A 22806-nucleotide genomic window follows, 5' to 3' on the forward strand; every position below is an offset into this window, starting at 1 on the left:
GACGGCATGTCCATCGAGATGCGCGACACCGACGAGGACGTCTTCCGCGCGGCGGAGGAGCTCGGCATCGACCTGTCCCGGCGCGAGCCGAGCAGTGTCGAAGAGGTCTGATTTTCAAGCGAGGGGATAACAAGTGCTCGACGTCAACTTCTTCGACGAGCTCCGCATCGGCCTCGCCACGGCCGACGATATCCGGCAGTGGTCCCACGGCGAGGTCAAGAAGCCCGAGACCATCAACTACCGCACCCTCAAGCCCGAGAAGGACGGACTCTTCTGCGAGAAGATCTTCGGCCCGACCCGCGACTGGGAGTGCTACTGCGGCAAGTACAAGCGCGTCCGCTTCAAGGGCATCATCTGTGAGCGCTGTGGCGTCGAGGTCACGCGCGCCAAGGTGCGCCGCGAGCGGATGGGCCACATCGAGCTGGCCGCGCCGGTCACCCACATCTGGTACTTCAAGGGCGTCCCGTCCCGTCTGGGATACCTGCTCGACCTCGCCCCGAAGGACCTGGAGAAGGTCATCTACTTCGCGGCGTACATGATCACGTATGTCGACACCGACATGCGTGCTCGTGACCTGCCCTCGCTGGAAGCCAAGATCTCCGTCGAGCGGCAGCACATCGAGCAGCGCCGCGACGCCGACATCGAGGCCCGCCAGAAGAAGCTCGAGGCCGACCTGGCCGAGCTGGAGGCCGCCGGCGCCAAGGGCGACCAGCGCCGCAAGGTCCGCGAGGGCGCCGACCGCGAGATGCGTCAGCTCCGCGACCGCACCCAGCGCGAGCTCGACCGTCTCGAGGAGGTCTGGAGCCGCTTCAAGAACCTCAAGGTCCAGGACCTCGAGGGCGACGAGCTGCTCTACCGCGAGATGCGCGACCGCTTCGGCCGCTACTTCCGCGGCGGCATGGGCGCCCAGGCCATCCAGGAGCGGCTGAACAACTTCGACCTGGCCGCCGAGGCCGAGTCGCTGCGCGAGACCATCCGCAGCGGCAAGGGTCAGAAGAAGGCGCGCGCGCTCAAGCGGCTCAAGGTCGTGTCGGCGTTCCTCACCACCCGCAACTCGCCCAACGGCATGGTGCTCGACTGCATCCCGGTGATCCCGCCGGACCTGCGGCCGATGGTGCAGCTCGACGGTGGCCGCTTCGCGACCTCCGACCTCAACGACCTGTACCGCCGGGTGATCAACCGCAACAACCGCCTCAAGCGGCTTCTCGACCTCGGCGCGCCCGAGATCATCGTCAACAACGAGAAGCGGATGCTGCAGGAGGCCGTCGACGCGCTGTTCGACAACGGCCGCCGCGGCCGTCCGGTCACCGGGCCGGGCAACCGCCCGCTGAAGTCGCTGTCCGACATGCTCAAGGGCAAGCAGGGCCGTTTCCGGCAGAACCTGCTCGGCAAGCGCGTCGACTACTCCGGCCGTTCGGTCATCGTCGTCGGCCCGCAGCTCAAGCTGCACCAGTGCGGCCTGCCCAAGCAGATGGCGCTTGAGCTGTTCAAGCCGTTCGTGATGAAGCGCCTGGTCGACCTCAACCACGCGCAGAACATCAAGTCGGCCAAGCGCATGGTCGAGCGGGCCAGGCCGGTCGTGTGGGACGTGCTCGAAGAGGTCATCACCGAGCACCCGGTGCTACTCAACCGCGCGCCGACCCTGCACCGCCTGGGCATCCAGGCCTTCGAGCCGCAGCTGGTCGAGGGCAAGGCCATCCAGATCCACCCGCTGGTCTGCACCGCCTTCAACGCCGACTTCGACGGCGACCAGATGGCGGTCCATCTGCCCCTGTCGGCGGAGGCCCAGGCCGAGGCGCGCATCCTGATGCTCTCGACCAACAACATCCTCAAGCCGGCCGACGGCAAGCCGGTGACCATGCCCACCCAGGACATGATCATCGGTCTGTACTGGCTGACCACGCAGCGTGACGGCGCCGAGGGCGAGGGCCGCGTGTTCGGCTCGGTGTCGGAGGCGCTCATGGCCTTCGACCGCCGCGAGCTGGACATCCAGGCCAAGATCCAGGTCCGGGTCAAGGACGTCCCGCCGCCGCGGGGCTGGTCCGCCCCCGAGGGCTGGGAGGCCGGCGAGTCCTACCGCCTGGAGACCACGCTGGGCCGCGCGCTGTTCAACCAGACGCTGCCCGACAACTACCCGTTCGTGAACTCCCAGATCGGCAAGAAGCAGCTCTCGGCGATCGTCAACGAGCTGGCCGAGAAGTACCCGAAGGTCGAGGTCGCGGCCGCCCTGGACGCGCTCAAGGACGCGGGCTTCCACTGGGCGACCCGCTCCGGCGTCACGATCTCCATCGACGACGTCGTCGCGCCGCCGAACAAGGCCGAGATCATGGAGTCCTACGAGCGCCGGGCCGACAAGGTCCAGCGCGAGTACGAGCGCGGTCTGATCACCGACGAGGAGCGCCGCCAGGAGCTCATCGAGATCTGGACGCACGCCACGGCGGACGTCGAGACCGACATGGTGAACGCCTTCCCGGCGACCAACTCCGTCTGGATGATGGTCAACTCCGGCGCCCGAGGCAACAAGATGCAGGTGCGCCAGATCGCGGGCATCCGCGGCCTGGTGTCCAACACCAAGGGTGAGACGATCCCGCGGCCGATCAAGTCCTCCTTCCGCGAGGGCCTGTCGGTGCTGGAGTACTTCATCTCCACCCACGGACAGCGGAAGGGTCTGGCCGACACCGCCCTGCGCACCGCCGACTCGGGTTACCTGACCCGTCGTCTGGTGGACGTCGCGCAGGACGTCATCGTCCGCGAGATCGACTGCGGCACCGACCGCGGCGTCCCGCTGCACGTCGGCGAGCGCGACTCCGGCGGCAACCTGGTCAAGGCCGAGAACGCCGAGAGCAACGTGCACGGCCGCATCCTGGCCGAGGACGTCGAGGTGGACGGCAAGGTCGTCGCGACGGCCGGCGCCGACATCAACGACGCCATCGTCACCGCGCTGGTCGAGGCCGGCATCGAGACGGTCCGCACGCGCAGCGCGCTGGTGTGCGAGGCCAAGATCGGCGTCTGCGCCACCTGCTACGGCCGCTCCCTGGCGACCGGCAAGCTGGTGGACGTCGGCGAGGCGGTCGGCATCATCGCCGCCCAGTCGATCGGCGAGCCCGGCACCCAGCTGACGATGCGCACCTTCCACACCGGTGGTGTGGCGGGCGCGGACATCACCCACGGTCTGCCCCGTGTCCAGGAGCTCTTCGAGGCGCGCGTCCCCAAGGGCGTCGCCCCGATCAGCGAGGCCGAGGGCCGCGTGCGCATCGACGAGACCGACAAGACCCGCAAGATCGTGATCACGCCGGACGACGGTTCCGACGAGATCGCCTACCCGGTGTCCATGCGGTCGCGGCTGCTGGTGAGCGAGGGCCAGCGCGTGTCGGTGGGCCAGCAGCTCATCGCCGGCGCGGTCAACCCCAACGAGGTGCTGCGCATCCTCGGCCCCCGGGCCGTGCAACTGCACCTGGTGGCCGAGGTCCAGCAGGTGTACCGCTCGCAGGGTGTGTCGATCCACGACAAGCACATCGAGATCATCGTGCGGCAGATGCTCAAGCGCGTGAACGTGCTCGAGTCGGGCGACACCGATCTGCTGCCCGGCGAGCTCGTCGAGCGCCCGCGCTTCGAGATGGTCAACCGCGAGGTCGTCGCCGAGGGCGGCACCCCCGCCTCCGGCCGTCCGGTGCTCATGGGCATCACCAAGGCGTCGCTGGCCACCGAGTCGTGGCTGTCGGCGGCGTCCTTCCAGGAGACCACGCGGGTGCTGACGGACGCGGCGATCCACGCCAAGTCCGACAGTCTGCTCGGTCTGAAGGAGAACGTCATCATCGGTAAGCTCATCCCGGCCGGTACGGGCATGTCCCAGTACCGCAACATCCGGGTCGAGCCGACCGAGGAGGCCAAGGCGGCGATGTACACCGTCGGCGGCTACGACGGCTCGGCGACCGACTACACCTTCGGCACCGGCAGCGGCGAGGCCGTCCCGCTGGAGGAGTACGACTTCGGTCAGTACAACCGCTGACGGCGAGGGCCGGCGTCGCGCCGGCCCCGCGTCACGGCAGGCATGCGAGGGGCGCCCGTTCCCGGGAGGGGGCGGGCGCCCCTCGCCGTGTGCTCCCGGCCCCACACGCCTCCGGGACGCCCTCCGCTCGGTCAGGTGGCGCCGCTGCCGCCCGGCGGCCCGGGGGTCGCCCGCGACCGGCATGGAGGGCGGCACGGAAGGGGGGCATGGAGGCGGCGCGGAAGGGCGGGACGGCGAGGCGGGGAAATCGTCGAGACGAGTCCGCGATTGGCGTAAACTTGCCTGGTGCCTTATAGCGGCCGGGGGGAAACCGGCCGCGGGACCACGACACGATCTGAGACCGCACGCACAGGCGGCTCGGCGCAGCCGTTTTGACGTGTTGCGATGGGCTGGGTAGTCTTGCCCTTCGTGCCCGTGGCTTCATGGGCTCACATGCGTGCGCTCCGAGGTCCTATGGGCCGGCCGGGCGACGTGTGATCTCCTCCACCGGTTGCCGGTCATCGCGGGGCGCATTGCGGCAAAGATCGCGACACGCCCGAACGCGTGGGTCGGAGCCGAGGGACAAACAGCAGGTCATGACACCGGCAGAGCCTGCGAAACGCACGACTTTCCGAATTACCGGCCAAGCACGAACGGAGACGCGGTGCCCACGATTCAGCAGCTGGTCCGCAAGGGCCGCCAGGACAAGGTCAGTAAGACCAAGACCCCGGCGCTCAAGGGGAGCCCCCAGCGGCGCGGCGTCTGCACGCGCGTGTATACGACGACCCCGAAGAAGCCGAACTCCGCCCTCCGCAAGGTGGCGCGTGTCCGGCTCACCAACGGCATCGAGGTGACGGCCTACATCCCTGGTGTCGGTCACAACCTTCAGGAGCACTCCATCGTGCTCGTGCGTGGCGGTCGTGTGAAGGACCTGCCGGGTGTTCGCTACAAGATCATCCGTGGTTCGCTGGACACCCAGGGCGTCCGCAACCGCAAGCAGGCCCGCAGCCGCTACGGCGCTAAGAAGGAGAAGAGCTGACATGCCGCGCAAGGGTCCCGCAGGGCGCCGACAGCTTGTCGCAGACCCGGTGTTCAACTCGCCGCTGGTCACCGCGCTCATCAACAAGGTGCTTCTGAACGGCAAGCGGTCGCTCGCTCAGACGATCGTCTACGACGCCCTCGAGGGCTGCAGGGAGAAGTCGGGCAACGACCCGGTCGTCACCCTCAAGCGCGCTCTCGACAACGTCAAGCCCACTCTTGAGGTGCGCAGCCGCCGCGTCGGTGGCGCCACCTACCAGGTGCCGGTCGAGGTGCGCGCCGCGCGCAGCACGACCCTGGCGCTCCGCTGGCTGGTGCAGTACTCCCGCGCCCGCCGCGAGAAGACCATGACCGAGCGGCTGATGAACGAGCTGCTCGACGCGAGCAACGGCCTTGGCGCGAGTGTGAAGCGGCGCGAGGACACGCACAAGATGGCCGAGTCCAACAAGGCCTTCGCCCACTACCGCTGGTAACCCCAGCGGCGACGACGAGACGACGAGGACGCGAGAGAAGTGGCTGCTACGACCGCTCTTGACCTGGCCAAGGTCCGCAACATCGGGATCATGGCCCATATCGACGCGGGCAAGACCACCACGACCGAGCGCATCCTGTTCTACACCGGTATCAACTACAAGATCGGTGAAGTCCACGAGGGCGCTGCCACGATGGACTGGATGGAGCAGGAGCAAGAGCGCGGCATCACGATCACCTCCGCCGCGACCACCTGCGAGTGGCTCGATCACACGATCAACATCATCGACACGCCCGGCCACGTCGACTTCACGGTCGAGGTGGAGCGCTCGCTGCGCGTTCTCGACGGTGCGGTCGCGGTGTTCGACGCCGTGGCCGGCGTCGAGCCGCAGTCAGAGACGGTCTGGCGCCAGGCGGACCGCTACGGCGTTCCGCGCATCTGCTTCGTCAACAAGATGGACCGCGTCGGCGCGGAGTTCCACCGCTGCGTCGACATGATCGTGTCGCGTCTCGGCGCGACGCCGCTGGTCATCCAGCTTCCCTGGGGCGTTGAGGCCGACTTCAAGGGCGTCATCGACCTGGTGAAGATGAAGGGCCTGATCTGGAGCGCCGAGGCGGCCAAGGGCGAGATGTACGACACCGTCGACATCCCGGCCGACCACGCCGAGGTGGCCCGCGAGTGGCGCGACCGGCTCATCGAGACGGTCGCCGAGCACGACGACCAGCTCATGGAGCTCTACCTCGAGGGCGTCGAGCCCACCGAGGAGCAGCTCATCGCCGGCATCCGCCGCGCCACGCTGGCCAGCTCGCTCAACCCGGTCCTGTGCGGCACCGCGTTCAAGAACAAGGGCGTGCAGCCCCTGCTCGACGCCATCGTCGCCTACCTCCCCGCCCCGACCGACATCCCCGCCTTCAAGGGGCACGCGGTCGGCAAGGAGGAGGAGGTCATCGAGCGTCACGCGGACCCGACCGAGCCGTTCTCGGCGCTGGCCTTCAAGATCATGAGCGACCAGCACCTGGGCAAGCTCACCTTCATCCGGATCTACTCCGGCACGCTCGAGACCGGCACCTCCGTGGTGAACTCGGTCAAGGGCAAGAAGGAGCGCATCGGCAAGATCTACCAGATGCACGCCAACAAGCGCGAAGAGCGCGCGTCGGCGCACGCCGGTCAGATCGTGGCGGTCATGGGTCTGAAGGACACCACCACCGGTGACACCCTCTCCGACCCGGCCAACCCGGTCGTCCTTGAGTCGATGACCTTCCCAGCGCCGGTCATCAACGTGGCCATCGAGCCCAAGACCAAGGGCGACCAGGAGAAGCTCAGCACCGCGATCCAGCGCCTGGCCGAGGAGGACCCCTCCTTCCAGGTCCGCCGGGACGAGGAGACCGGGCAGACGGTCATCTGGGGCATGGGCGAGCTCCACCTGGAGATCCTCGTCGACCGGATGCGCCGCGAGTTCAAGGTCGAGGCCAACGTCGGCCGCCCGCAGGTGGCCTACCGCGAGACCATCCGCCGCAAGGTGGAGAAGATCGAGTACACGCACAAGAAGCAGACCGGTGGTTCCGGCCAGTTCGCGCGCGTGATCATCGACCTGGAGCCGCTGGGCGAGGGCAACGACGGTTACGAGTTCTCGAACAAGGTCAGCGGCGGCCGCATCCCCCGGGAGTACATCCCGTCGGTGGACGCGGGCGCCCAGGAGGCCGCCGAGTTCGGCGTGCTGGCCGGCTACCCGATGGTGGGTGTGAAGGTCACCCTCCAGGACGGTGCCTACCACGAGGTCGACTCCTCCGAAATGGCCTTCAAGATCGCCGGTTCGATGGCCTTCAAGGAGGCCGCGCGCCGCGCGGACGCCGTGATCCTGGAGCCGATGATGGCCGTCGAGGTCACCACGCCCGAGGACTACATGGGTGACGTCATCGGCGACCTCAACGGCCGCCGCGGACAGATCCAGGCTATGGAGGACCGGTCCGGGGCGAAGGTCATCAACGCCCTGGTCCCGCTGTCAGAGATGTTCGGCTACGTGGGCGACCTTCGCAGCAAGACCCAGGGCCGGGCCGTCTACAGCATGCAGTTCAACTCCTACTCGGAGGTGCCCCCGGGCATCGCCAAGGAGATCGTCGCGAAGGCTCGGGGCGAATAGCCCTGCACCTGGTGGCCCGGGGCGCCGAGAGATCGTCGCCCCCGCCGGCACAGGAGTCGGGGACAGGTCCCAGACCCTGACCGGCCCGGACGGCGGGAGATCGCCGTCCGGGGATCGGGCTCCGAGCCCGAGTGAGACTAGCAAGTCACGTCAGAATCTCTAAGGAGACAGAGCAGTGGCCAAGGCCAAGTTCGAGCGGACCAAGCCGCACGTGAACATCGGCACCATTGGGCACATCGACCACGGCAAGACCACTCTGACCGCGGCGATCACCAAGGTGCTCCACGACCGTTTCCCTCACCTCAATGAGGCGACCCCGTTCGACAAGATCGACAAGGCGCCCGAGGAGAAGGCCCGCGGCATCACCATCTCCATCGCCCACGTCGAGTACCAGACGGAGAAGCGTCACTACGCTCACGTGGACTGCCCCGGTCACGCCGACTACGTGAAGAACATGATCACCGGTGCGGCCCAGATGGACGGCGCGATCCTCGTGGTCGCCGCCACCGACGGCCCGATGCCGCAGACCAAGGAGCACGTCCTCCTGGCCCGCCAGGTCGGCGTCCCCTACATCGTCGTCGCCCTGAACAAGGCCGACATGGTGGACGACGAGGAGATCCTGGAGCTCGTCGAGCTCGAGGTCCGCGAGCTGCTCTCCGCTCAGGAGTTCCCGGGTGACGACCTGCCGGTCGTTCGCGTCTCGGCGCTGAAGGCGCTCGAGGGCGACGAGAAGTGGGGCGACTCGATCATCGAGCTCATGAACGCCGTCGACGACAACGTTCCCGAGCCGCAGCGTGACACCGACAAGCCGTTCCTCATGCCGATCGAGGACGTCTTCTCGATCACCGGCCGCGGCACCGTCGTGACCGGCCGCATCGAGCGCGGCATCGTCAAGGTCAACGAGACCGTCGACATCATCGGCATCAAGGAGAAGAGCACCACGACCACCGTCACCGGTGTCGAGATGTTCCGCAAGCTCCTTGACGAGGGCCGGGCCGGCGACAACGTCGGTCTGCTCCTGCGCGGCATCAAGCGCGAGGACGTCGAGCGCGGCCAGTGCATCATCAAGCCGGGCACGACCACCCCGCACACCGAGTTCGAGGCGCAGGTCTACATCCTGTCCAAGGACGAGGGCGGCCGCCACACGCCGTTCTTCAACAACTACCGCCCGCAGTTCTACTTCCGTACCACGGACGTGACGGGCGTCGTGACCCTCCCCGAGGGCACTGAGATGGTCATGCCCGGTGACAACACCGAGATGAGCGTCCAGCTGATCCAGCCCATCGCGATGGAGGACGGTCTGAAGTTCGCCATCCGCGAGGGTGGCCGCACCGTCGGTGCGGGTCGAGTCACGAAGATCATCAAGTAGCACGACCGCGGGTCGGCGGTCGGCCCCGGGGAACCGGGTCCGACCGCCGCACCACGACGGGGCCGCTCCGCGCGGCCCCAGAGCCCACGGCGAGCTCCGAGCCCACCCGGGCCCGTGATCTCGCAGCCGTCTCGGCCGTCGCGACCGAGATGACTGCAAGATCACGGAAGAAGAGGGGGGCCATGGGGCGCAAGCCACGTGGGACACCCACAGCGGCAAAAGGCCGCACGAAACTTTTGCAGGACGACAGCGAAGGACACCGAGGCCACTATGGCGGGACAGAAGATCCGCATCCGGCTTAAGGCCTATGACCACGAGGTCATCGACGTCTCGGCCAAGAAGATCGTCGAGACGGTGACGCGGACTGGGGCGAAGGTCGCGGGCCCGGTGCCGTTGCCGACCGAGAAGAACGTGTACTGCGTCATCCGCTCGCCGCACAAGTACAAGGACAGCCGTGAGCACTTCGAAATGCGCACGCACAAGCGGCTGATTGACATCATCGATCCGACGCCGAAGACCGTCGACTCGCTCATGCGTCTCGACCTTCCGGCCGGCGTCGACATCTCGATCAAGCTCTGAGGGAACGCACTGACATGGCTAAGCAGATCAAGGGCGTCCTGGGCAAGAAGCTCGGCATGACCCAGGTCTTCGATGAGGGCAACCGGATCGTCCCGGTGACCGTCATCGAGGCCGGTCCGTGCGTGGTGACCCGCGTCCGCACTGAGGACAAGGACGGCTACTCCGCTGTTCAGCTCGGCTACGGGCAGGTGGACCCGCGCAAGGTGAACAAGCCGCTGGGTGATTATCTGCGCAAGCACGACATCACCCCGCGCCGCTACTTCGTCGAGCTCCGGACCTCCGACGCTTCCGAGTACACGCTCGGCCAGGAAGTCCTGGCCGACACCTTCGAGGCCGGCCAGTTCATCGACGTGACCGGCAAGAGCAAGGGCAAGGGCTTCGCGGGTGTCATGAAGCGTCACGGCTTCAAGGGCCTCAGCGCCTCGCACGGCACCCAGCGCAAGCACCGCTCGCCCGGCTCCATCGGCGGCTGCGCCACTCCGGGCCGCGTGTTCAAGGGCCTGCGCATGGCGGGCCGCATGGGCAACGTCCGGACCACCGTCCAGAACCTCAAGGTTCACGCCGTGGACGCCGAGAAGAACCTCATCCTGGTCAAGGGTGCGGTTCCCGGCGCCAACGGCAGCCTGGTCCTCATTCGCACCGCTGCCAAGAAGGGGGCTGCCAAGTGAGCACCACCGTTGACGTCCTCGACGCGGCCGGCGCGAAGACCGGGAGCGTGGACCTGCCGGAGGCCATCTTCGGCGCCAAGGTCAACATCCCGTTGATCCACCAGGTCGTCGTCGCCCAGCTGGCCGCGCGCCGTCAGGGCACCCACAAGACGAAGACCCGCGGCGAGGTCCGAGGCGGCGGCAAGAAGCCGTACCGCCAGAAGGGCACCGGCCGGGCCCGTCAGGGTTCGACCCGCGCGCCGCAGTTCACCGGCGGTGGCACCGTCCACGGCCCGCAGCCGCGTGACTACAGCCAGAAGACGCCCAAGAAGATGAAGGCCGCCGCCCTGCGCGGGGCCCTCAGCGACCGGGCGGCCGGCGGCCGCGTGCACATTGTGGACAGCCTGGTCAGCGGGGACACCCCGAAGACCAAGGCGGCCCTCACTGCGCTGCGCAACATCTCCAAGGCTCGCAGCGTCCTCGTCGTGGTCGACGCGGACGACGAGCTCACCTGGCTGAGCCTGCGGAACGCGCCGGAGGTCCACCTCCTGGACGCGGGCCAGCTCAACACGTATGACGTGCTCTGCTACGACGACGTGGTCTTCACGCGTGAGGCGTACGACCAGGTCGTGGCGCGGCTGGGCAGCAGCGGGAAGGAAGACGCCTGATGCAGAAGATCGCCGACCCGCGCGACATCATCATCAAGCCGATCGTCTCTGAGAAGAGCTACGGCCTGATCGATGAGCACAACAAGTACACGTTCTTGGTGCGCAAGACGGCCAACAAGACGCAGGTGAAGATCGCTGTAGAGCAGATCTTCGGCGTCAAGGTCACCAGCGTGAACACGATCAACCGCCAGGGCAAGCGTAAGCGGACGAAGTTCGGTTACGGCCAGCGCCCGAGCACCAAGCGGGCGATCGTGAGCCTGGTGGAAGGCGACCGGATCGACATCTTCGGTCAGATCAGCTGATCTCCGCCTCCGCACAGCCAAGCAACATCGACAAGGGATGAACGAAAAAGATGGGCATCCGTAAATACAAGCCGACGACTCCGGGTCGCCGCGGCGCGAGCGTCTCGGACTTCGCCGAGATCACGCGCAGCACTCCGGAGAAGTCGCTGCTTGCTCCCCTGCACAGCAAGGGTGGTCGTAACGTCCACGGCCGGGTGACCGCGCGTCACCAGGGTGGCGGGCACAAGCGCGCCTACCGGATCATCGACTTCCGGCGCCACGACAAGGACGGCATTCCGGCCAAGGTCGCTCACATCGAGTACGACCCCAACCGGACGTCGCGCATCGCGCTCCTGCACTACGCGGACGGCGAGAAGCGCTACATCCTCGCTCCCACGGGCATCAAGCAGGGCGACCGCATCGAGAACGGCCCCGCGGCCGACATCAAGCCGGGCAACTGCCTGCCGCTGCGCAACATCCCGACCGGTACCTTCATCCACGCCGTGGAGCTGAAGCCGGGCGGCGGCGCGAAGCTGGGCCGGTCCGCCGGCGCGCAGATCCAGCTGCTGGCGAAGGAAGGGCAGTACGCCACGCTGCGCATGCCCTCCGGCGAAATGCGCCAGGTGGACGTGCGCTGCCGCGCCTCCGTCGGCCAGGTCGGCAACGCCGAGCAGGCCAACATCAACATCGGTAAGGCAGGCCGCAACCGCTGGAAGGGCAAGCGCCCGACCGTCCGCGGTGTCGCCATGAACCCGGTCGACCACCCGCACGGTGGTGGTGAGGGTAAGACCTCCGGCGGTCGCCACCCGGTGAACCCCAAGGGCAAGCCCGAGGGTCGTACCCGCCAGGCCAACAAGGCCAGCGACCGACTGATCATCCGTCGGCGGAGCAAGAGGAAGAAGCGGTAGGAGCAGCCTAAATGCCACGTAGCCTTAAGAAGGGTCCTTTCGTTGACGACCACCTGATGAAGAAGGTGGACACGCAGAACGAAAAGGGCACCAAGAACGTCATCAAGACGTGGTCGCGGCGCTCCATGATCGTGCCCGACATGCTCGGCCACACGATCGCCGTCCACGACGGGCGCAAGCACGTCCCGGTGTTCGTCACCGAGTCGATGATCGGTCACAAGCTGGGTGAGTTCGCGCCGACGCGGACCTTCCGGAGCCACGTCAAGGAAGACCGGCGTAGCCGGCGGTAAGCGCCTTAGAAACGAGGAGTAAGCGATGGAAGCCAGGGCTCAGGCGCGGTTCGTCCGCGTCACGCCCCAGAAGGCCCGCCGCGTGGTGGACCTCATTCGCGGGCTGCCCGCTTCGGAGGCGCAGGCCGTGCTGCAGTTCGCCCCCCAGGCGGCGAGCGAGCCGATCTTCAAGGTGCTCACGAGCGCGATGGCGAACGCCGAGCACAACTTCAAGCTCGACCGCGAGACGCTGGTCGTGAGCCGGGCGTGGGTCGACGAGGGCCCGACGCTGAAGAGGTTCCGTCCCCGTGCCCAGGGCCGTGCCTATCGGATCAACAAGCGGACGAGCCACATCACTGTGATCGTCGAAGCCCGGCCGGAAGGTCAGGGCAGGCCGAAGGGAAGGACCCGCTAGTGGGCCAGAAGGTTAACCCGCACGGGTTCCGACTCGGCATCACGACCGACTTCAAGAGCCGGTGGTACGCCGACAAGCTGTACAAGTCCTACGTCGCCGAGGACGTGTCGATCCGCCGCATGCTGCAGAAGGGCATGGAGCGGGCGGGCATCTCCAAGGTCGAGATCGAGCGCACCACCGACCGCGTCCAGGTCGACATCCACACCGCCCGGCCGGGCATCGTCATCGGCCGCCGCGGCGCCGAGGCGGACCGCATCCGTGGCGACCTTGAGAAGCTGACCAAGAAGCAGGTCCAGCTGAACATCCTCGAGGTCAAGAACCCCGAGGTGGACGCCCAGCTCGTCGCCCAGGGCGTGGCCGAGCAGCTCTCCAGCCGGGTCTCCTTCCGGCGTGCGATGCGCAAGGCCATGCAGTCGGCGATGAAGAGCGGCGCCAAGGGCATCCGTGTCCAGTGCTCCGGTCGTCTCGGCGGCGCCGAGATGTCGCGCTCGGAGTTCTACCGCGAGGGTCGCGTTCCGCTGCACACCCTCCGCGCGGACATCGACTACGGCTTCTACGAGGCCCGCACCACCTTCGGCCGCATCGGCGTGAAGGTGTGGATCTACAAGGGCGAGGCTCCGCCGAGCCGCGCCGAGCGCGAGGCGGCCGCGGCCGGCGCGCGCGCGGGCGGCCAGCGTCGTGACCGCACCGACCGGCCGCAGCGCGGCCGCGGCGCGGGCGGCGGCGGTCGTGGCCGTGACGGCGGCGCCCCCCGTGGCGGCGGCCGTGGCCCGAGGACCGAAAGCACCGCGCCCGCTGGGGCGCCCGAGACCGGCCCGGCGGAGCAGCCGGGTGCTGAAGGGAGCTGACCATGCTGATCCCTCGCAGGGTCAAGCACCGCAAGCAGCACCGGCCTGACCGCAGCGGAGCCGCCAAGGGCGGCACCAGGGTCGTGTTCGGCGAGTTCGGCATCCAGGCGCTTGAGCACCACTACGTGACCAACCGCCAGATCGAGGCCGCTCGTATCGCCATGACCCGGCACATCCGCCGTGGCGGCAAGGTGTGGATCAACATCTACCCCGACCGTCCCCTGACGAAGAAGCCGGCCGAGACCCGCATGGGTTCCGGTAAGGGTTCGCCGGAGTGGTGGATCGCCAACGTCAAGCCCGGCCGTGTCATGTTCGAGCTCTCGGGCGTCTCCGAGCCGGTGGCCCGTGAGGCCCTCCGGCGCGCGATGCACAAGCTCCCGATGAAGTGCCGGTTCGTCAAGCGCGAAGTAGGGGAGGCCTGATGCACCGCCAGATGCACAAGCTCCCGATGCTGTGCTCGTCGAAAAGCTGCCGGTTTGTTAAGCGTGAAGTGGGTGAGGCGTGATGGCTAAGGGCCTGACCGCCGGTGAGCTGCGTACTTCTGACCAGGATGAGCTGGTCCAGAAGCTGAAGGAAGCCAAGGAGGAGCTTTTCAACCTCCGCTTCCAGGCGGCGACCGGTCAGTTGGAAAGCCACGGGCGGCTCCGTGCCGTCCGCCGCGAGATCGCCCGTATCTACACCGTGATGCGCGAGCGGGAGCTCGGAATCATCACGGTCGAGAAGGAGCCGAGCGATGGCTGAGACAACTGAGACCACCGACAAGCAGGCGCGGAACTACCGCAAGACCCGTGAGGGTCTGGTCGTCAGCGACAAGATGGACAAGACCGTCGTCGTCGCCGTCGAAGACCGCGTCAAGCACCCGCTGTACGGCAAGGTCATCCGCCGTACGACCAAGTACAAGGCCCACGACGAGGCCAACTCCTGCGGCGTCGGCGACCGCGTTCTCCTGATGGAGACCCGGCCGCTGTCCGCCACCAAGCGGTGGCGGGTCGTGGAGATCCTCGAGCGGGCCAAGTAAGTCGCCTTGCGGGAGACCCCTCTGGAAGGGGGTCTCCCGCGCGGGCGTCCCCCCTCGGTGCCGGCCCGGCCGGCACCAGGGCGCATTAGACCGAAATCTAGTTCCGCCAGGCTCATCGGATGAGAACCGGCGTGACACACGGGAGTTGACGTGATCCAGCAGGAGTCGCGGCTCAAGGTCGCCGACAACACGGGTGCAAAGGAAATCTTGTGCATCCGCGTGCTCGGCGGCTCGGGTCGGCGCTACGCGGGTATCGGCGACATCATCGTCGCGACGGTGAAGGACGCCCTTCCCGCCGCGGGTGTCAAAAAGGGTGATGTGGTCAAGGCTGTCGTGGTGCGCACCACTAAGGAGCGCCGCCGCCCCGACGGCTCCTACATCCGCTTCGACGAGAACGCCGCGGTCATCATCAAGGACAGCGGTGACCCTCGGGGCACGCGTATCTTCGGTCCGGTGGGTCGCGAGCTGCGCGAGAAGAAGTTCATGCGCATCATCTCGCTCGCGCCGGAGGTGTTGTAAATGCCGAAGCTGCATGTGAAGAAGGGTGACCTCGTCCAGGTCATCGCCGGTAAGGACAAGGGTGCCAAGGGTCGCGTGATCCTCGCTCTCCCGCGCGAGGACCGCGTGGTCGTCGAGGGCGTCAACATGATCAAGAAGCACTCGAAGGTCACCCACCAGGGTCCGCGCGGCGCCAAGGAAGGCGGCGTGCAGACCATGGAGGCCCCCATCCACGTGAGCAACGTCAAGAAGCTCAAGGATGAGGCGAAGAAGGACGACAAGCCCGCCAAGAAGGCCGACAAGGCCGACGAATCGGGTGAGGACAACTGATGACCGCCACCACAACCGAGACCGAGCGCGTCGCGCCGCGTCTCAAGCAGCGCTACCACGAGGAGATCGCCGCCAAGCTGCGCGAGCAGTTCGGCATCGAGAACGCCATGCAGATCCCCAGGCTCACCAAGATCAAGGTGAACATGGGCGTCGGCGAGGCGGCTCGTGACTCCAAGCTCATCGAGGGCGCGGTGCGCGATCTCACCGCCATCACCGGTCAGAAGCCGGCCGTCGCCCACGCCCGCAAGTCCATCGCCCAGTTCAAGCTGCGCGAGGGCATGCCGATCGGCGCGCACGTGACGCTGCGCGGCGACCGCATGTGGGAGTTCCTGGACCGGCTGCTCTCCCTGGCGCTTCCGCGCATCCGGGACTTCCGCGGCCTGTCGCCCAAGCAGTTCGACGGCAACGGGAACTACACCTTCGGTCTGACCGAGCAGGTCATGTTCCACGAGGTGGACCCCGACCGGGTCGACCGCCAGCGGGGCATGGACATCACGGTCGTGACCACGGCCACGAACGACGACCAGGGCCGGGCGCTGCTGAAGCTTCTCGGCTTCCCCTTCAAGGAGGCCTGATGGCAAAGAAGTCTCTGATCGCGAAGGCCGAGCGCAAGCCGAAGTTCGGCGTGCGGGCGTACACTCGATGCTCGCGCTGTGGCCGGCCCCGCGCCGTCTACCGCAAGTTCGGCCTCTGCCGCGTGTGCTTCCGTGAGATGGCGCACCGGGGCGAGCTGCCCGGCATCACCAAGTCGAGCTGGTAGTCCGCGTGCGGGCTCCTCTTCGAGGGGCTCCCCGAGGGACATCCCTCAGGGAGGGGCCCGCACGGCGCCAGCCGTACATATAAGTCATATCAACCGGGCGCTGCTCTAGGCGCCCATGACCACACCGTAGGTCCCGTCACAGGGAAACCGCGGTGAGGAGGGCCACCGGCCATGACGATGACCGACCCGATCGCAGACATGTTGACACGTCTGCGTAACGCGAACTCGGCATACCACGACACCGTGGCCATGCCGTACTCGAAGATCAAGGCGCACATCGCCGAGATCCTCCAGCAGGAGGGTTACATCCAGTCCTGGGCCGTCGAAGACGCCAAGGTCGGGAAGAACCTCGTGGTGGAGCTCAAGTTCGGGCCTACGCGTGAACGGTCTATCGCGGGCCTGCGCCGGGTTTCCAAGCCCGGTCTGCGGGTCTATGCAAAGAAGGACAACCTGCCCCGGGTCCTGGGCGGTCTGGGCGTCGCGATCATCTCGACGTCCGGCGGGCTCATGACCGACAGGCAGGCCGGCAAGCGTGGTGTGGGCGGGGAAGTCCTCGCCTACGTTTGGTAGAGGGGAGGAATCACAGCATGTCGCGAATTGGACGGCTGCCCATCCCCGTACCGAATGGTGTTGACATCACCATCGACGGCCGGGATGTCACGGTCAAGGGCCCCAAGGGCACGCTTTCGCACACGGTCGCCGAGCCGATCGTGGTCGAGAAGGGCGAGGACGGCACGATCGCCGTCACCCGCCCCAACGACGAGCAGAAGGTCCGTGCGCTGCACGGACTCTCCCGCACGCTGATCGCCAACATGGTGGACGGCGTGACCAAGGGATACAGCAAGACGCTGGAGATCGTCGGCGTGGGTTACCGCGTCCAGGCCAAGAGCCCGGCGCAGCTGGAGTTCTCGCTGGGCTTCAGTCACCCCGTGGTCGTCGACGCCCCTGAGGGTGTCTCCTTCCGCGTCGATCGGCCGACCCTGTTCCACGTGGACGGCATCGACAAGCAGAAGGTCGGCGAAGTCGCCGCGAACATCCGCAAGCTGCGCAAGCCCGACCCCTACAAGGGCAAGGGTGTGCGGTACCAGGGCGAAGTCATCCGCCGCAAGGTCGGAAAGGCTGGTAAGTAGTCATGGCCTTCACCAAGGTTGCCAAGCACACGGCCGCGCGCGCCCTGTCGCGTTCGCGTCGTCACCGTCGTGTCCGCAAGAAGGTCGTGGGCTCTCCGGCCCGTCCGCGCCTGGTCGTCAACCGCTCCGCGCGCCACATGTTCGTGCAGATCGTCGACGACCTCGCCGGCCACACGCTGGTGAGCGCGTCCACCCTGGACGCCTCCCTGCGCACGGCCGAGGGCACCAAGACCGACAAGGCGAAGAAGGTCGGCGAGCTCCTCGCTCAGCGGGCCAAGGCCGCCGGGATCACCGCCGTGGTCTTCGACCGCGGTGGCAATCGCTACGCGGGCCGCATCGCGGCTCTCGCGGACAGCGCCCGTGAAGGCGGGCTGGAGTTCTGATGGGGCGAGCATCGCAACCGACGTCTCCGGCCGGCATCGCAATCAAGAGCAATGAGGAGAGGGACCACTGATGGCTGCAGCTCCGCGTCGCGGCGCCGGCGGCGGTGGTGAGCGGCGTGACCGTCGCGACGATCGCCGCGGCGGCGCTGCCGAGAAGGGCGTCTCGTACATCGAGCGCGTGGTGAAGATCAACCGAGTTGCCAAGGTCGTCAAGGGTGGTCGGCGCTTCAGCTTCACCGCCCTGGTTGTCGTCGGTGACGGCAACGGCCTGGTAGGCGTGGGATACGGCAAGGCCAAGGAGGTGCCCGCGGCGATCGCCAAGGGCGTCGAGGAGGCCAAGAAGCACTTCTTCAAGGTGCCGCGCATCCAGGGCACCATCCCGCACACCTCGCAGGGTGAGGACGCCGCCGGCGTCGTCCTGCTGCGGCCGGCCTCGCCCGGTACCGGTGTCATCGCGGGTGGCCCCGTGCGCGCCGTCCTTGAGTGCGCCGGCATCCACGACGTGCTGTCCAAGTCGCTCGGCTCGGACAACCCGATCAACATCGTCCACGCCACCGTGGCGGCGCTGAAGGGCCTCAGCAGGCCCGAGGAGATCGCCGCCCGCCGTGGGCTCCCGATCGAGCACGTCGCCCCCGTGCGCATGCTCAAGGCGCGCGCCGAGGGCATCGCCGAGGCCGCCGCTGCGGCGAAGGCGGTGAGCTAGCCGATGGCTCGTCTCAAGATCACCCAGACCCGGTCGAAGATCGGTGGCAAGCAGAACCAGCGTGACTCGCTGCGCTCGCTGGGCCTGAAGCGAATCGGCGACGTCGTCGTCAAGGAGGACCGCCCGGAGATCCGGGGCATGGTCGCCGTGGTGACGCACCTCGTCGAGGTGGAAGAGGTCGACTAGTCATGGCTAACGCAGAGAACCAGAGCGGCGCGCGGCCGCTCGGCATCCACGACCTGCGTCCGGCCCCCGGCGCCAACAAGGCCAAGATCCGCAAGGGTCGCGGCGAGGCGTCCAAGGGCAAGACCGCCGGTCGTGGCACCAAGGGCACCAAGTCCCGCACGAACGTCCCTCTCGGCTTCGAGGGCGGCCAGGTTCCGCTTCAGCGGCGGCTGCCCAAGCGGAAGGGCTTCTCCAACGCCATGTTCAAGACGACCTACCAGGTCGTCAATCTGGACAAGCTCAGCGAGCTGTTCACCGAGGGCGGAGACGTCACGGTGGACACGCTGGTTGCGCGTGGCGCGGTCCGCAAGAACCAGCCGGTCAAGGTCCTGGGAACCGGCGACATCTCGGTGGCGTTGAACGTGCAGGCGCACGCTTTCTCCGCCTCCGCGAAGGAGAAGATCGCTGCGGCCGGTGGCTCTGTCACCGAGCTGTAGGCAAGGCAGTACGAGGCGCGGGGGCTCCGTGGGGAGCCGCCGCGCCCGTAGTGCGTTAGAGTGCGCTGGACAAAGGCTGTCCAGGGCTCGTTGAGTCAGAGACGTGCCGATGCTTCACTTTCAGACCTTCGCTGACCGATACCGCCTTATAGGCGCGCAGGAGGGACCGTGCTGACCGCGATTACCCGGGCGTTCCGTACGCCCGACCTGCGCAACAAGCTGCTCTTCACACTGGGCATCATCGTGTTGTTCCGACTGGGTTCGGTGCTGCCGACCCCCGGCGTCAACACGGTGAACGTGCAGCAGTGTCTGAAAGAGGCGCAGGCGGGCGACGCCGCCAACATTTATGGCATGGTGCAGCTCTTCAGCGGCGGCGCGCTGCTGAAACTTTCAGTGTTCGCGCTGGGCATCATGCCGTACATCACCTCGAGCATCATCCTTCAGCTCCTGACGGTGGTGATCCCCCGCCTGGAGGCCCTCAAGAAGGAGGGTCAGTCCGGCACCGCGAAGATCACGCAGTACACGCGTTACCTGACCATCGGCCTGGCCGTGCTGCAGTCGACCGCGTTCGTGGCCCTCGCGCGCACCGGTCAGCTGTTCCCGAACTGCCGCCAGCCGCTGCTGGTGAACAACGACGCCTTCACCATCGTCACGATGGTGGTCGTCATGACGGCCGGCACCTCGGTCATCATGTGGCTGGGCGAGCTCGTGACCGACCGCGGCGTCGGCAACGGCATGTCCATCCTGATCTTCACCCAGGTCATCGCGGTCTTCCCGTCGGAGCTGCTGAACATCTTCCGGCAGAACGCCTTCACCTTCGTCGTGGTGATGATCGTCGGTGTGTTCATGATCGCGGCCGTGGTGTTCGTCGAGCAGGCCCAGCGCCGCATCCCGGTGCAGTACGCCAAGCGCATGGTCGGCCGCCGGATGTACGGCGGCACCTCGACCTACATCCCGCTGAAGGTGAACCAGGCCGGCATCATCCCGGTCATCTTCGCCTCCTCGCTGCTCTACCTGCCGCAGCTCGTGGTCTCGCTGTTCGGCAACAGTGAGAACCCCGGCGCGGTCGTGCAGTGGCTCGCGCAGAACTTCGTCCGCGGCGACCACCCGGTCTACATGCTCACGTTCTTCGTGCTGATCATCTTCTTCACTTACTTCTACGTGTCCATCACCTTCAACCCCGTTGAAGTGGCCGACAACATGAAGAAGTACGGTGGATTCATCCCAGGCATCCGTCCGGGACGGCCGACCGCCGAGTACCTGAGCTACGTGCTCAACCGGCTGACCGCTCCGGGCTCGCTCTACCTGGGGCTGATCTCCATGGTTCCGATCATCGCGCTCGCGGTGGCCGGGGCCAGCCAGAACTTCCCGTTCGGAGGCACGAGCATTCTGATCATGGTTGGTGTTGGGCTGGACACCGTTAAGCAGATCGAGAGCCAGCTCCAGCAGCGGAACTACGAGGGCTTCCTCAAGTAGTGCGCGTCGTCCTGGTCGGGCCCCCCGGAGCGGGCAAGGGGACACAGGCCCAGTTCATCGCATCGAACCTGTCCATCCCGAAGATCTCGACAGGTGACATCTTCCGTGCCAACGTGTCGGGCGGCACGGAACTCGGCAAGCTTGCCAAGGAGTACATGGACCGCGGCGACCTCGTACCCGACGAGGTGACCGTCGCCATGGTCCGCGACCGCCTCGGGGAGCCGGACGCGCAGGAGGGTTTCCTGCTGGACGGCTTCCCGCGTAACGTGCCGCAGGCGCAGATCTTGAACAAGATGCTGGCCGAGTTCGGCACCCACCTCGATGTCGTCCTCGAACTCGTGGTCGACGACGAGGAGGTCGTGCGCCGCCTGGCCGGCCGGCGCACCTGCCGCTCCTGCGGCAAGGTGTGGCACGTGGTCTTCGACCCCTCCTCCAAGGACGGGGTCTGCGACGCCTGCGGCGGCGATCTGTTCCAGCGGGACGACGACCGGGAAGAGACGATCCGCCACCGCCTGGAGGTCTACCAGCAGCAGACGGCTCCGCTGATCTCCTTCTACGCCGACGAGGGCATCCTGCACGGCGTGGACGCCACCGGGCCGGTCGAAGAGATCACCCAGCGGGCGATGGCGGAACTGCGCCGTTTCACTGACTGAACGCACCACTCCGACGCCACCTTTGGGTTCGTCCCAAGGGTGGCGTTCGGCTTGCCGGGGGACAATCAGGGGGGACAATCGGGGGAATTGGGATGCCGCGCGGTCCGTTGATTCACCCCAGGGGGTGCCAGTAAGTGTTCAAGAAGAACAAGCACGGAATTCAGATCAAGACGCCCGCACAGCTGGAGAAGATGCGGGCCGCCGGGCTGGTGGTCGGGCGCACGCTCCAGCTCCTGCGCGAGTCCGTGCGCCCGGGGATGACGCCGCTCGACCTCGACGCCATCGCCGAGAAGGCGATCCGCGACGAGGGGGCCATCCCGTCGTTCAAGGGCTACCAGGGCTATCCGGCGTCCATCTGCGCCTCGGTGAACGAGGAGGTCGTCCACGGCATCCCCGGCGACCGGCGTCCCCTGCGCGAGGGCGACATCATCTCCATCGACTGCGGTGCCATCCTCGACGGCTGGCACGGCGACTCGGCGATCACCATGGGCATCGGCGAGATCGACCCCAAGCTGGCCGAGCTGATGCGGGTGACCGAAGAGGCCATGTGGCGCGGCATCGCCGCCCTGACCGTCGGCCGGCACCTGTCCGACATCGGGTACGAGGTAGAGCGCTACGTGCGTTCTCAGGGTCGTTACGGCATTCCTCAGGAGTACGGCGGCCACGGCATCGGCACCGAGATGCACATGGACCCATGGGTGGCCAACCACGGGCGGCCGGGCCGGGGCCCGCGCTTCGAGACCGGCATGTGCTTCGCCGTCGAGCCGATGGTGAACCTCGGCACCGACCGCACCCGCGTGCTGGCCGACGACTGGACCGTTGTGACCATCGACGGAAAACCCTCCGCGCACTTCGAGCACAGCGTCGCGGTGACCGATAATGGTCCTTGGGTGCTCACCGCCCTTGACGGGGGGAAAGCACGCCTTGGCGAGCTTCTAGGAGAGAAGGCCGCGACCGACGGCAAGACGGAGTGATGCGCTCCCTTGACCCGCTCGTGGAACGGCCTGTCGGCTGACGTCTGCGCGGGAGTTGATGGTGATGGCTGCGACACCGGACATGAGGGCGTCCGACGGCGACCGAGACAGGGTCGCGGCCGCACTGCGTGAGCATTGCGCCCAAGGCAGGCTCACGATGGACGAGTTCAACGAGCGCCTCGAACTCGTCTACGCCGGGCGCACCTACGGCGACCTGCAGAAGCTCACCGCCGACCTGCCCGACATCGACCTGCACAACCTTCCCGCCGCCCAGGCGCCGGCGCCGTCCCCGGAGGCCGGCCAGGGCGTGAAGGTGATCAAGGCCGCCTGGTCGGCGTGGGCCTCCGTGCTGGCCGTCTGCACGGTGGTCTACGCCCTCACCGACCTCGGCGGATATTTCTGGCCGATGTGGGTGGCGGGCCCCTGGGGCGCGATTCTGCTGGTCAGCACCATCTTCGGTGCGGGTTCGCGCGACTCGGGGAAGAAGGCCTGAGCCCTTCCGTATTCGCGTGTTCTGTGGAGAAATACACCCTCGGCGGTGAGTGCGTATTCGTACGCAGAACGGTAGGGCCGAACTCCATAACGTGAGCGTTGTCC

Annotated in this window: 30 protein-coding genes; all 30 read left to right on the top strand. The window is 67.1% G+C overall.

Annotation, left to right across the window (positions count from 1 at the left end; genetic code table 11):
- Nucleotides 1-133 precede the first annotated feature (133 nt).
- The 30 genes from ACZ6QO_RS16895 to ACZ6QO_RS17040 all read left to right on the top strand — a co-directional run bounded on the left by ACZ6QO_RS16895 (nt 134) and on the right by ACZ6QO_RS17040 (nt 22702).
- Nucleotides 134-4009, top strand: a complete 3876-nt coding sequence (locus ACZ6QO_RS16895; RefSeq protein ID WP_465851624.1) for a DNA-directed RNA polymerase subunit beta' — start codon at nt 134-136, stop codon at nt 4007-4009.
- Between the two features lie 643 nt (nt 4010-4652).
- Nucleotides 4653-5027, top strand: a complete 375-nt coding sequence (gene rpsL / locus ACZ6QO_RS16900; protein ID WP_061253213.1) for a 30S ribosomal protein S12 — start codon at nt 4653-4655, stop codon at nt 5025-5027.
- A gap of 1 nt (nt 5028) precedes the next feature.
- Nucleotides 5029-5499 carry a 30S ribosomal protein S7 gene (gene rpsG / locus ACZ6QO_RS16905; RefSeq protein ID WP_380847232.1) on the top strand — a complete coding sequence of 157 codons (471 nt, stop codon included), beginning with the start codon at nt 5029-5031 and terminating at the stop codon, nt 5497-5499.
- Nucleotides 5500-5589: 90 nt separating this feature from the next.
- Nucleotides 5590-7638 (top strand): elongation factor G, encoded by a 2049-nt coding sequence (gene fusA / locus ACZ6QO_RS16910; RefSeq protein ID WP_465852003.1) that lies wholly within the window; start codon nt 5590-5592, stop codon nt 7636-7638.
- 175 nt (nt 7639-7813) lie between these two features.
- Entirely contained in the window at nt 7814-9007 is a 1194-nt protein-coding gene (gene tuf, locus ACZ6QO_RS16915; protein WP_465851626.1) for an elongation factor Tu, read from the top strand.
- 270 nt (nt 9008-9277) lie between these two features.
- The gene (gene rpsJ / locus ACZ6QO_RS16920; protein WP_030912931.1) at nt 9278-9586 is read left to right on the top strand and encodes a 30S ribosomal protein S10; all 309 of its coding nucleotides are present in this window, start codon (nt 9278-9280) and stop codon (nt 9584-9586) included.
- Nucleotides 9587-9600: 14 nt separating this feature from the next.
- Nucleotides 9601-10254 carry a 50S ribosomal protein L3 gene (gene rplC / locus ACZ6QO_RS16925; protein ID WP_465851629.1) on the top strand — a complete coding sequence of 218 codons (654 nt, stop codon included), beginning with the start codon at nt 9601-9603 and terminating at the stop codon, nt 10252-10254.
- On the top strand, nt 10251-10901 hold the full coding sequence (rplD, locus tag ACZ6QO_RS16930; protein WP_465851631.1) for a 50S ribosomal protein L4: 651 nt from the start codon (nt 10251-10253) through the stop codon (nt 10899-10901). Before rplC ends, rplD begins: the two co-directional genes overlap by 4 nt.
- Nucleotides 10901-11203 carry a 50S ribosomal protein L23 gene (rplW, locus tag ACZ6QO_RS16935; RefSeq protein ID WP_248964952.1) on the top strand — a complete coding sequence of 101 codons (303 nt, stop codon included), beginning with the start codon at nt 10901-10903 and terminating at the stop codon, nt 11201-11203. The genes rplD and rplW overlap by 1 nt, the downstream gene beginning before the upstream one ends.
- 50 nt (nt 11204-11253) lie before the next feature.
- On the top strand, nt 11254-12090 hold the full coding sequence (rplB, locus tag ACZ6QO_RS16940) for a 50S ribosomal protein L2 (RefSeq protein WP_214414915.1): 837 nt from the start codon (nt 11254-11256) through the stop codon (nt 12088-12090).
- An 11-nt stretch (nt 12091-12101) separates the two neighbouring features.
- Nucleotides 12102-12380, top strand: a complete 279-nt coding sequence (rpsS, locus tag ACZ6QO_RS16945; RefSeq protein ID WP_184608224.1) for a 30S ribosomal protein S19 — start codon at nt 12102-12104, stop codon at nt 12378-12380.
- Between the two features lie 25 nt (nt 12381-12405).
- Nucleotides 12406-12774, top strand: coding sequence for a 50S ribosomal protein L22 (rplV, locus tag ACZ6QO_RS16950; RefSeq protein WP_189162760.1), 369 nt, complete (start codon nt 12406-12408; stop codon nt 12772-12774).
- Nucleotides 12774-13622 (top strand): 30S ribosomal protein S3, encoded by an 849-nt coding sequence (gene rpsC, locus ACZ6QO_RS16955; RefSeq protein ID WP_465851633.1) that lies wholly within the window; start codon nt 12774-12776, stop codon nt 13620-13622. The genes rplV and rpsC overlap by 1 nt, the downstream gene beginning before the upstream one ends.
- Before the next feature lie 2 nt (nt 13623-13624).
- Nucleotides 13625-14044: a 50S ribosomal protein L16 gene (gene rplP / locus ACZ6QO_RS16960; protein WP_184608221.1), complete on the top strand. Its 420-nt coding sequence runs from the start codon at nt 13625-13627 to the stop codon at nt 14042-14044.
- Between the two features lie 82 nt (nt 14045-14126).
- Nucleotides 14127-14363, top strand: a complete 237-nt coding sequence (gene rpmC, locus ACZ6QO_RS16965; RefSeq protein WP_114032840.1) for a 50S ribosomal protein L29 — start codon at nt 14127-14129, stop codon at nt 14361-14363.
- Nucleotides 14356-14640, top strand: a complete 285-nt coding sequence (gene rpsQ, locus ACZ6QO_RS16970) for a 30S ribosomal protein S17 (protein ID WP_380847212.1) — start codon at nt 14356-14358, stop codon at nt 14638-14640. Before rpmC ends, rpsQ begins: the two co-directional genes overlap by 8 nt.
- 150 nt (nt 14641-14790) lie before the next feature.
- Entirely contained in the window at nt 14791-15159 is a 369-nt protein-coding gene (gene rplN, locus ACZ6QO_RS16975; RefSeq protein WP_189162756.1) for a 50S ribosomal protein L14, read from the top strand.
- A gap of 9 nt (nt 15160-15168) precedes the next feature.
- A complete protein-coding gene (gene rplX, locus ACZ6QO_RS16980) occupies nt 15169-15468 on the top strand; it encodes a 50S ribosomal protein L24 (RefSeq protein WP_465852004.1) in 300 nt (99 codons plus the stop codon).
- Nucleotides 15468-16043: a 50S ribosomal protein L5 gene (gene rplE / locus ACZ6QO_RS16985; RefSeq protein ID WP_465851635.1), complete on the top strand. Its 576-nt coding sequence runs from the start codon at nt 15468-15470 to the stop codon at nt 16041-16043. Before rplX ends, rplE begins: the two co-directional genes overlap by 1 nt.
- Nucleotides 16043-16228 (top strand): type Z 30S ribosomal protein S14, encoded by a 186-nt coding sequence (locus tag ACZ6QO_RS16990; RefSeq protein WP_114032742.1) that lies wholly within the window; start codon nt 16043-16045, stop codon nt 16226-16228. Before rplE ends, ACZ6QO_RS16990 begins: the two co-directional genes overlap by 1 nt.
- A gap of 171 nt (nt 16229-16399) precedes the next feature.
- Complete coding sequence (gene rpsH / locus ACZ6QO_RS16995; protein ID WP_465851638.1) at nt 16400-16798, top strand: 30S ribosomal protein S8; 399 nt, start codon at nt 16400-16402, stop codon at nt 16796-16798.
- Between the two features lie 17 nt (nt 16799-16815).
- Complete coding sequence (gene rplF, locus ACZ6QO_RS17000) at nt 16816-17358, top strand: 50S ribosomal protein L6 (RefSeq protein ID WP_465851639.1); 543 nt, start codon at nt 16816-16818, stop codon at nt 17356-17358.
- A 2-nt stretch (nt 17359-17360) separates the two neighbouring features.
- Complete coding sequence (rplR, locus tag ACZ6QO_RS17005; RefSeq protein WP_465851641.1) at nt 17361-17741, top strand: 50S ribosomal protein L18; 381 nt, start codon at nt 17361-17363, stop codon at nt 17739-17741.
- 70 nt (nt 17742-17811) lie between these two features.
- The gene (rpsE, locus tag ACZ6QO_RS17010; RefSeq protein WP_347632437.1) at nt 17812-18444 is read left to right on the top strand and encodes a 30S ribosomal protein S5; all 633 of its coding nucleotides are present in this window, start codon (nt 17812-17814) and stop codon (nt 18442-18444) included.
- A 3-nt stretch (nt 18445-18447) separates the two neighbouring features.
- Nucleotides 18448-18630, top strand: coding sequence for a 50S ribosomal protein L30 (rpmD, locus tag ACZ6QO_RS17015; protein ID WP_030451484.1), 183 nt, complete (start codon nt 18448-18450; stop codon nt 18628-18630).
- A gap of 2 nt (nt 18631-18632) precedes the next feature.
- Nucleotides 18633-19106, top strand: a complete 474-nt coding sequence (rplO, locus tag ACZ6QO_RS17020) for a 50S ribosomal protein L15 (RefSeq protein WP_465851644.1) — start codon at nt 18633-18635, stop codon at nt 19104-19106.
- A 168-nt stretch (nt 19107-19274) separates the two neighbouring features.
- Nucleotides 19275-20582, top strand: coding sequence for a preprotein translocase subunit SecY (secY, locus tag ACZ6QO_RS17025; protein ID WP_465851645.1), 1308 nt, complete (start codon nt 19275-19277; stop codon nt 20580-20582).
- The gene (locus ACZ6QO_RS17030) at nt 20582-21235 is read left to right on the top strand and encodes an adenylate kinase (protein ID WP_465851647.1); all 654 of its coding nucleotides are present in this window, start codon (nt 20582-20584) and stop codon (nt 21233-21235) included. The genes secY and ACZ6QO_RS17030 overlap by 1 nt, the downstream gene beginning before the upstream one ends.
- Before the next feature lie 134 nt (nt 21236-21369).
- A complete protein-coding gene (gene map, locus ACZ6QO_RS17035; RefSeq protein ID WP_465851648.1) occupies nt 21370-22209 on the top strand; it encodes a type I methionyl aminopeptidase in 840 nt (279 codons plus the stop codon).
- 64 nt (nt 22210-22273) lie between these two features.
- Nucleotides 22274-22702, top strand: coding sequence for a DUF1707 SHOCT-like domain-containing protein (locus ACZ6QO_RS17040; RefSeq protein ID WP_465851650.1), 429 nt, complete (start codon nt 22274-22276; stop codon nt 22700-22702).
- The last annotated feature ends 104 nt before the right edge of the window (nt 22703-22806 follow it).

Source organism: Sphaerisporangium sp. NPDC049457 (assembly GCF_055586705.1).

Excerpts from the sequence above, each read along its gene's own strand:
- rplW (WP_248964952.1), top strand. The coding sequence starts at position 10,901 with ATGCAGAAGATCGCCGACCCGCGCGACATCATCATCAAGCCGATCGTC.
- rplV (WP_189162760.1), top strand. The coding sequence starts at position 12,406 with ATGGAAGCCAGGGCTCAGGCGCGGTTCGTCCGCGTCACGCCCCAGAAG.
- rplE (WP_465851635.1), top strand. The coding sequence starts at position 15,468 with ATGACCGCCACCACAACCGAGACCGAGCGCGTCGCGCCGCGTCTCAAG.
- rplC (WP_465851629.1), top strand. The coding sequence starts at position 9,601 with ATGGCTAAGCAGATCAAGGGCGTCCTGGGCAAGAAGCTCGGCATGACC.
- rplO (WP_465851644.1), top strand. The coding sequence starts at position 18,633 with ATGGCTAACGCAGAGAACCAGAGCGGCGCGCGGCCGCTCGGCATCCAC.
- rplB (WP_214414915.1), top strand. The coding sequence starts at position 11,254 with ATGGGCATCCGTAAATACAAGCCGACGACTCCGGGTCGCCGCGGCGCG.
- rplP (WP_184608221.1), top strand. The coding sequence starts at position 13,625 with ATGCTGATCCCTCGCAGGGTCAAGCACCGCAAGCAGCACCGGCCTGAC.
- ACZ6QO_RS17040 (WP_465851650.1), top strand. The coding sequence starts at position 22,274 with ATGGCTGCGACACCGGACATGAGGGCGTCCGACGGCGACCGAGACAGG.
- rpsQ (WP_380847212.1), top strand. The coding sequence starts at position 14,356 with ATGGCTGAGACAACTGAGACCACCGACAAGCAGGCGCGGAACTACCGC.
- rplF (WP_465851639.1), top strand. The coding sequence starts at position 16,816 with ATGTCGCGAATTGGACGGCTGCCCATCCCCGTACCGAATGGTGTTGAC.
- rpsH (WP_465851638.1), top strand. The coding sequence starts at position 16,400 with ATGACGATGACCGACCCGATCGCAGACATGTTGACACGTCTGCGTAAC.
- rpsS (WP_184608224.1), top strand. The coding sequence starts at position 12,102 with ATGCCACGTAGCCTTAAGAAGGGTCCTTTCGTTGACGACCACCTGATG.
- rplR (WP_465851641.1), top strand. The coding sequence starts at position 17,361 with ATGGCCTTCACCAAGGTTGCCAAGCACACGGCCGCGCGCGCCCTGTCG.
- rpmC (WP_114032840.1), top strand. The coding sequence starts at position 14,127 with ATGGCTAAGGGCCTGACCGCCGGTGAGCTGCGTACTTCTGACCAGGAT.
- rpmD (WP_030451484.1), top strand. The coding sequence starts at position 18,448 with ATGGCTCGTCTCAAGATCACCCAGACCCGGTCGAAGATCGGTGGCAAG.
- ACZ6QO_RS16990 (WP_114032742.1), top strand. The coding sequence starts at position 16,043 with ATGGCAAAGAAGTCTCTGATCGCGAAGGCCGAGCGCAAGCCGAAGTTC.
- rpsG (WP_380847232.1), top strand. The coding sequence starts at position 5,029 with ATGCCGCGCAAGGGTCCCGCAGGGCGCCGACAGCTTGTCGCAGACCCG.
- fusA (WP_465852003.1), top strand. The coding sequence starts at position 5,590 with ATGGCCCATATCGACGCGGGCAAGACCACCACGACCGAGCGCATCCTG.
- rpsE (WP_347632437.1), top strand. The coding sequence starts at position 17,812 with ATGGCTGCAGCTCCGCGTCGCGGCGCCGGCGGCGGTGGTGAGCGGCGT.
- rpsJ (WP_030912931.1), top strand. The coding sequence starts at position 9,278 with ATGGCGGGACAGAAGATCCGCATCCGGCTTAAGGCCTATGACCACGAG.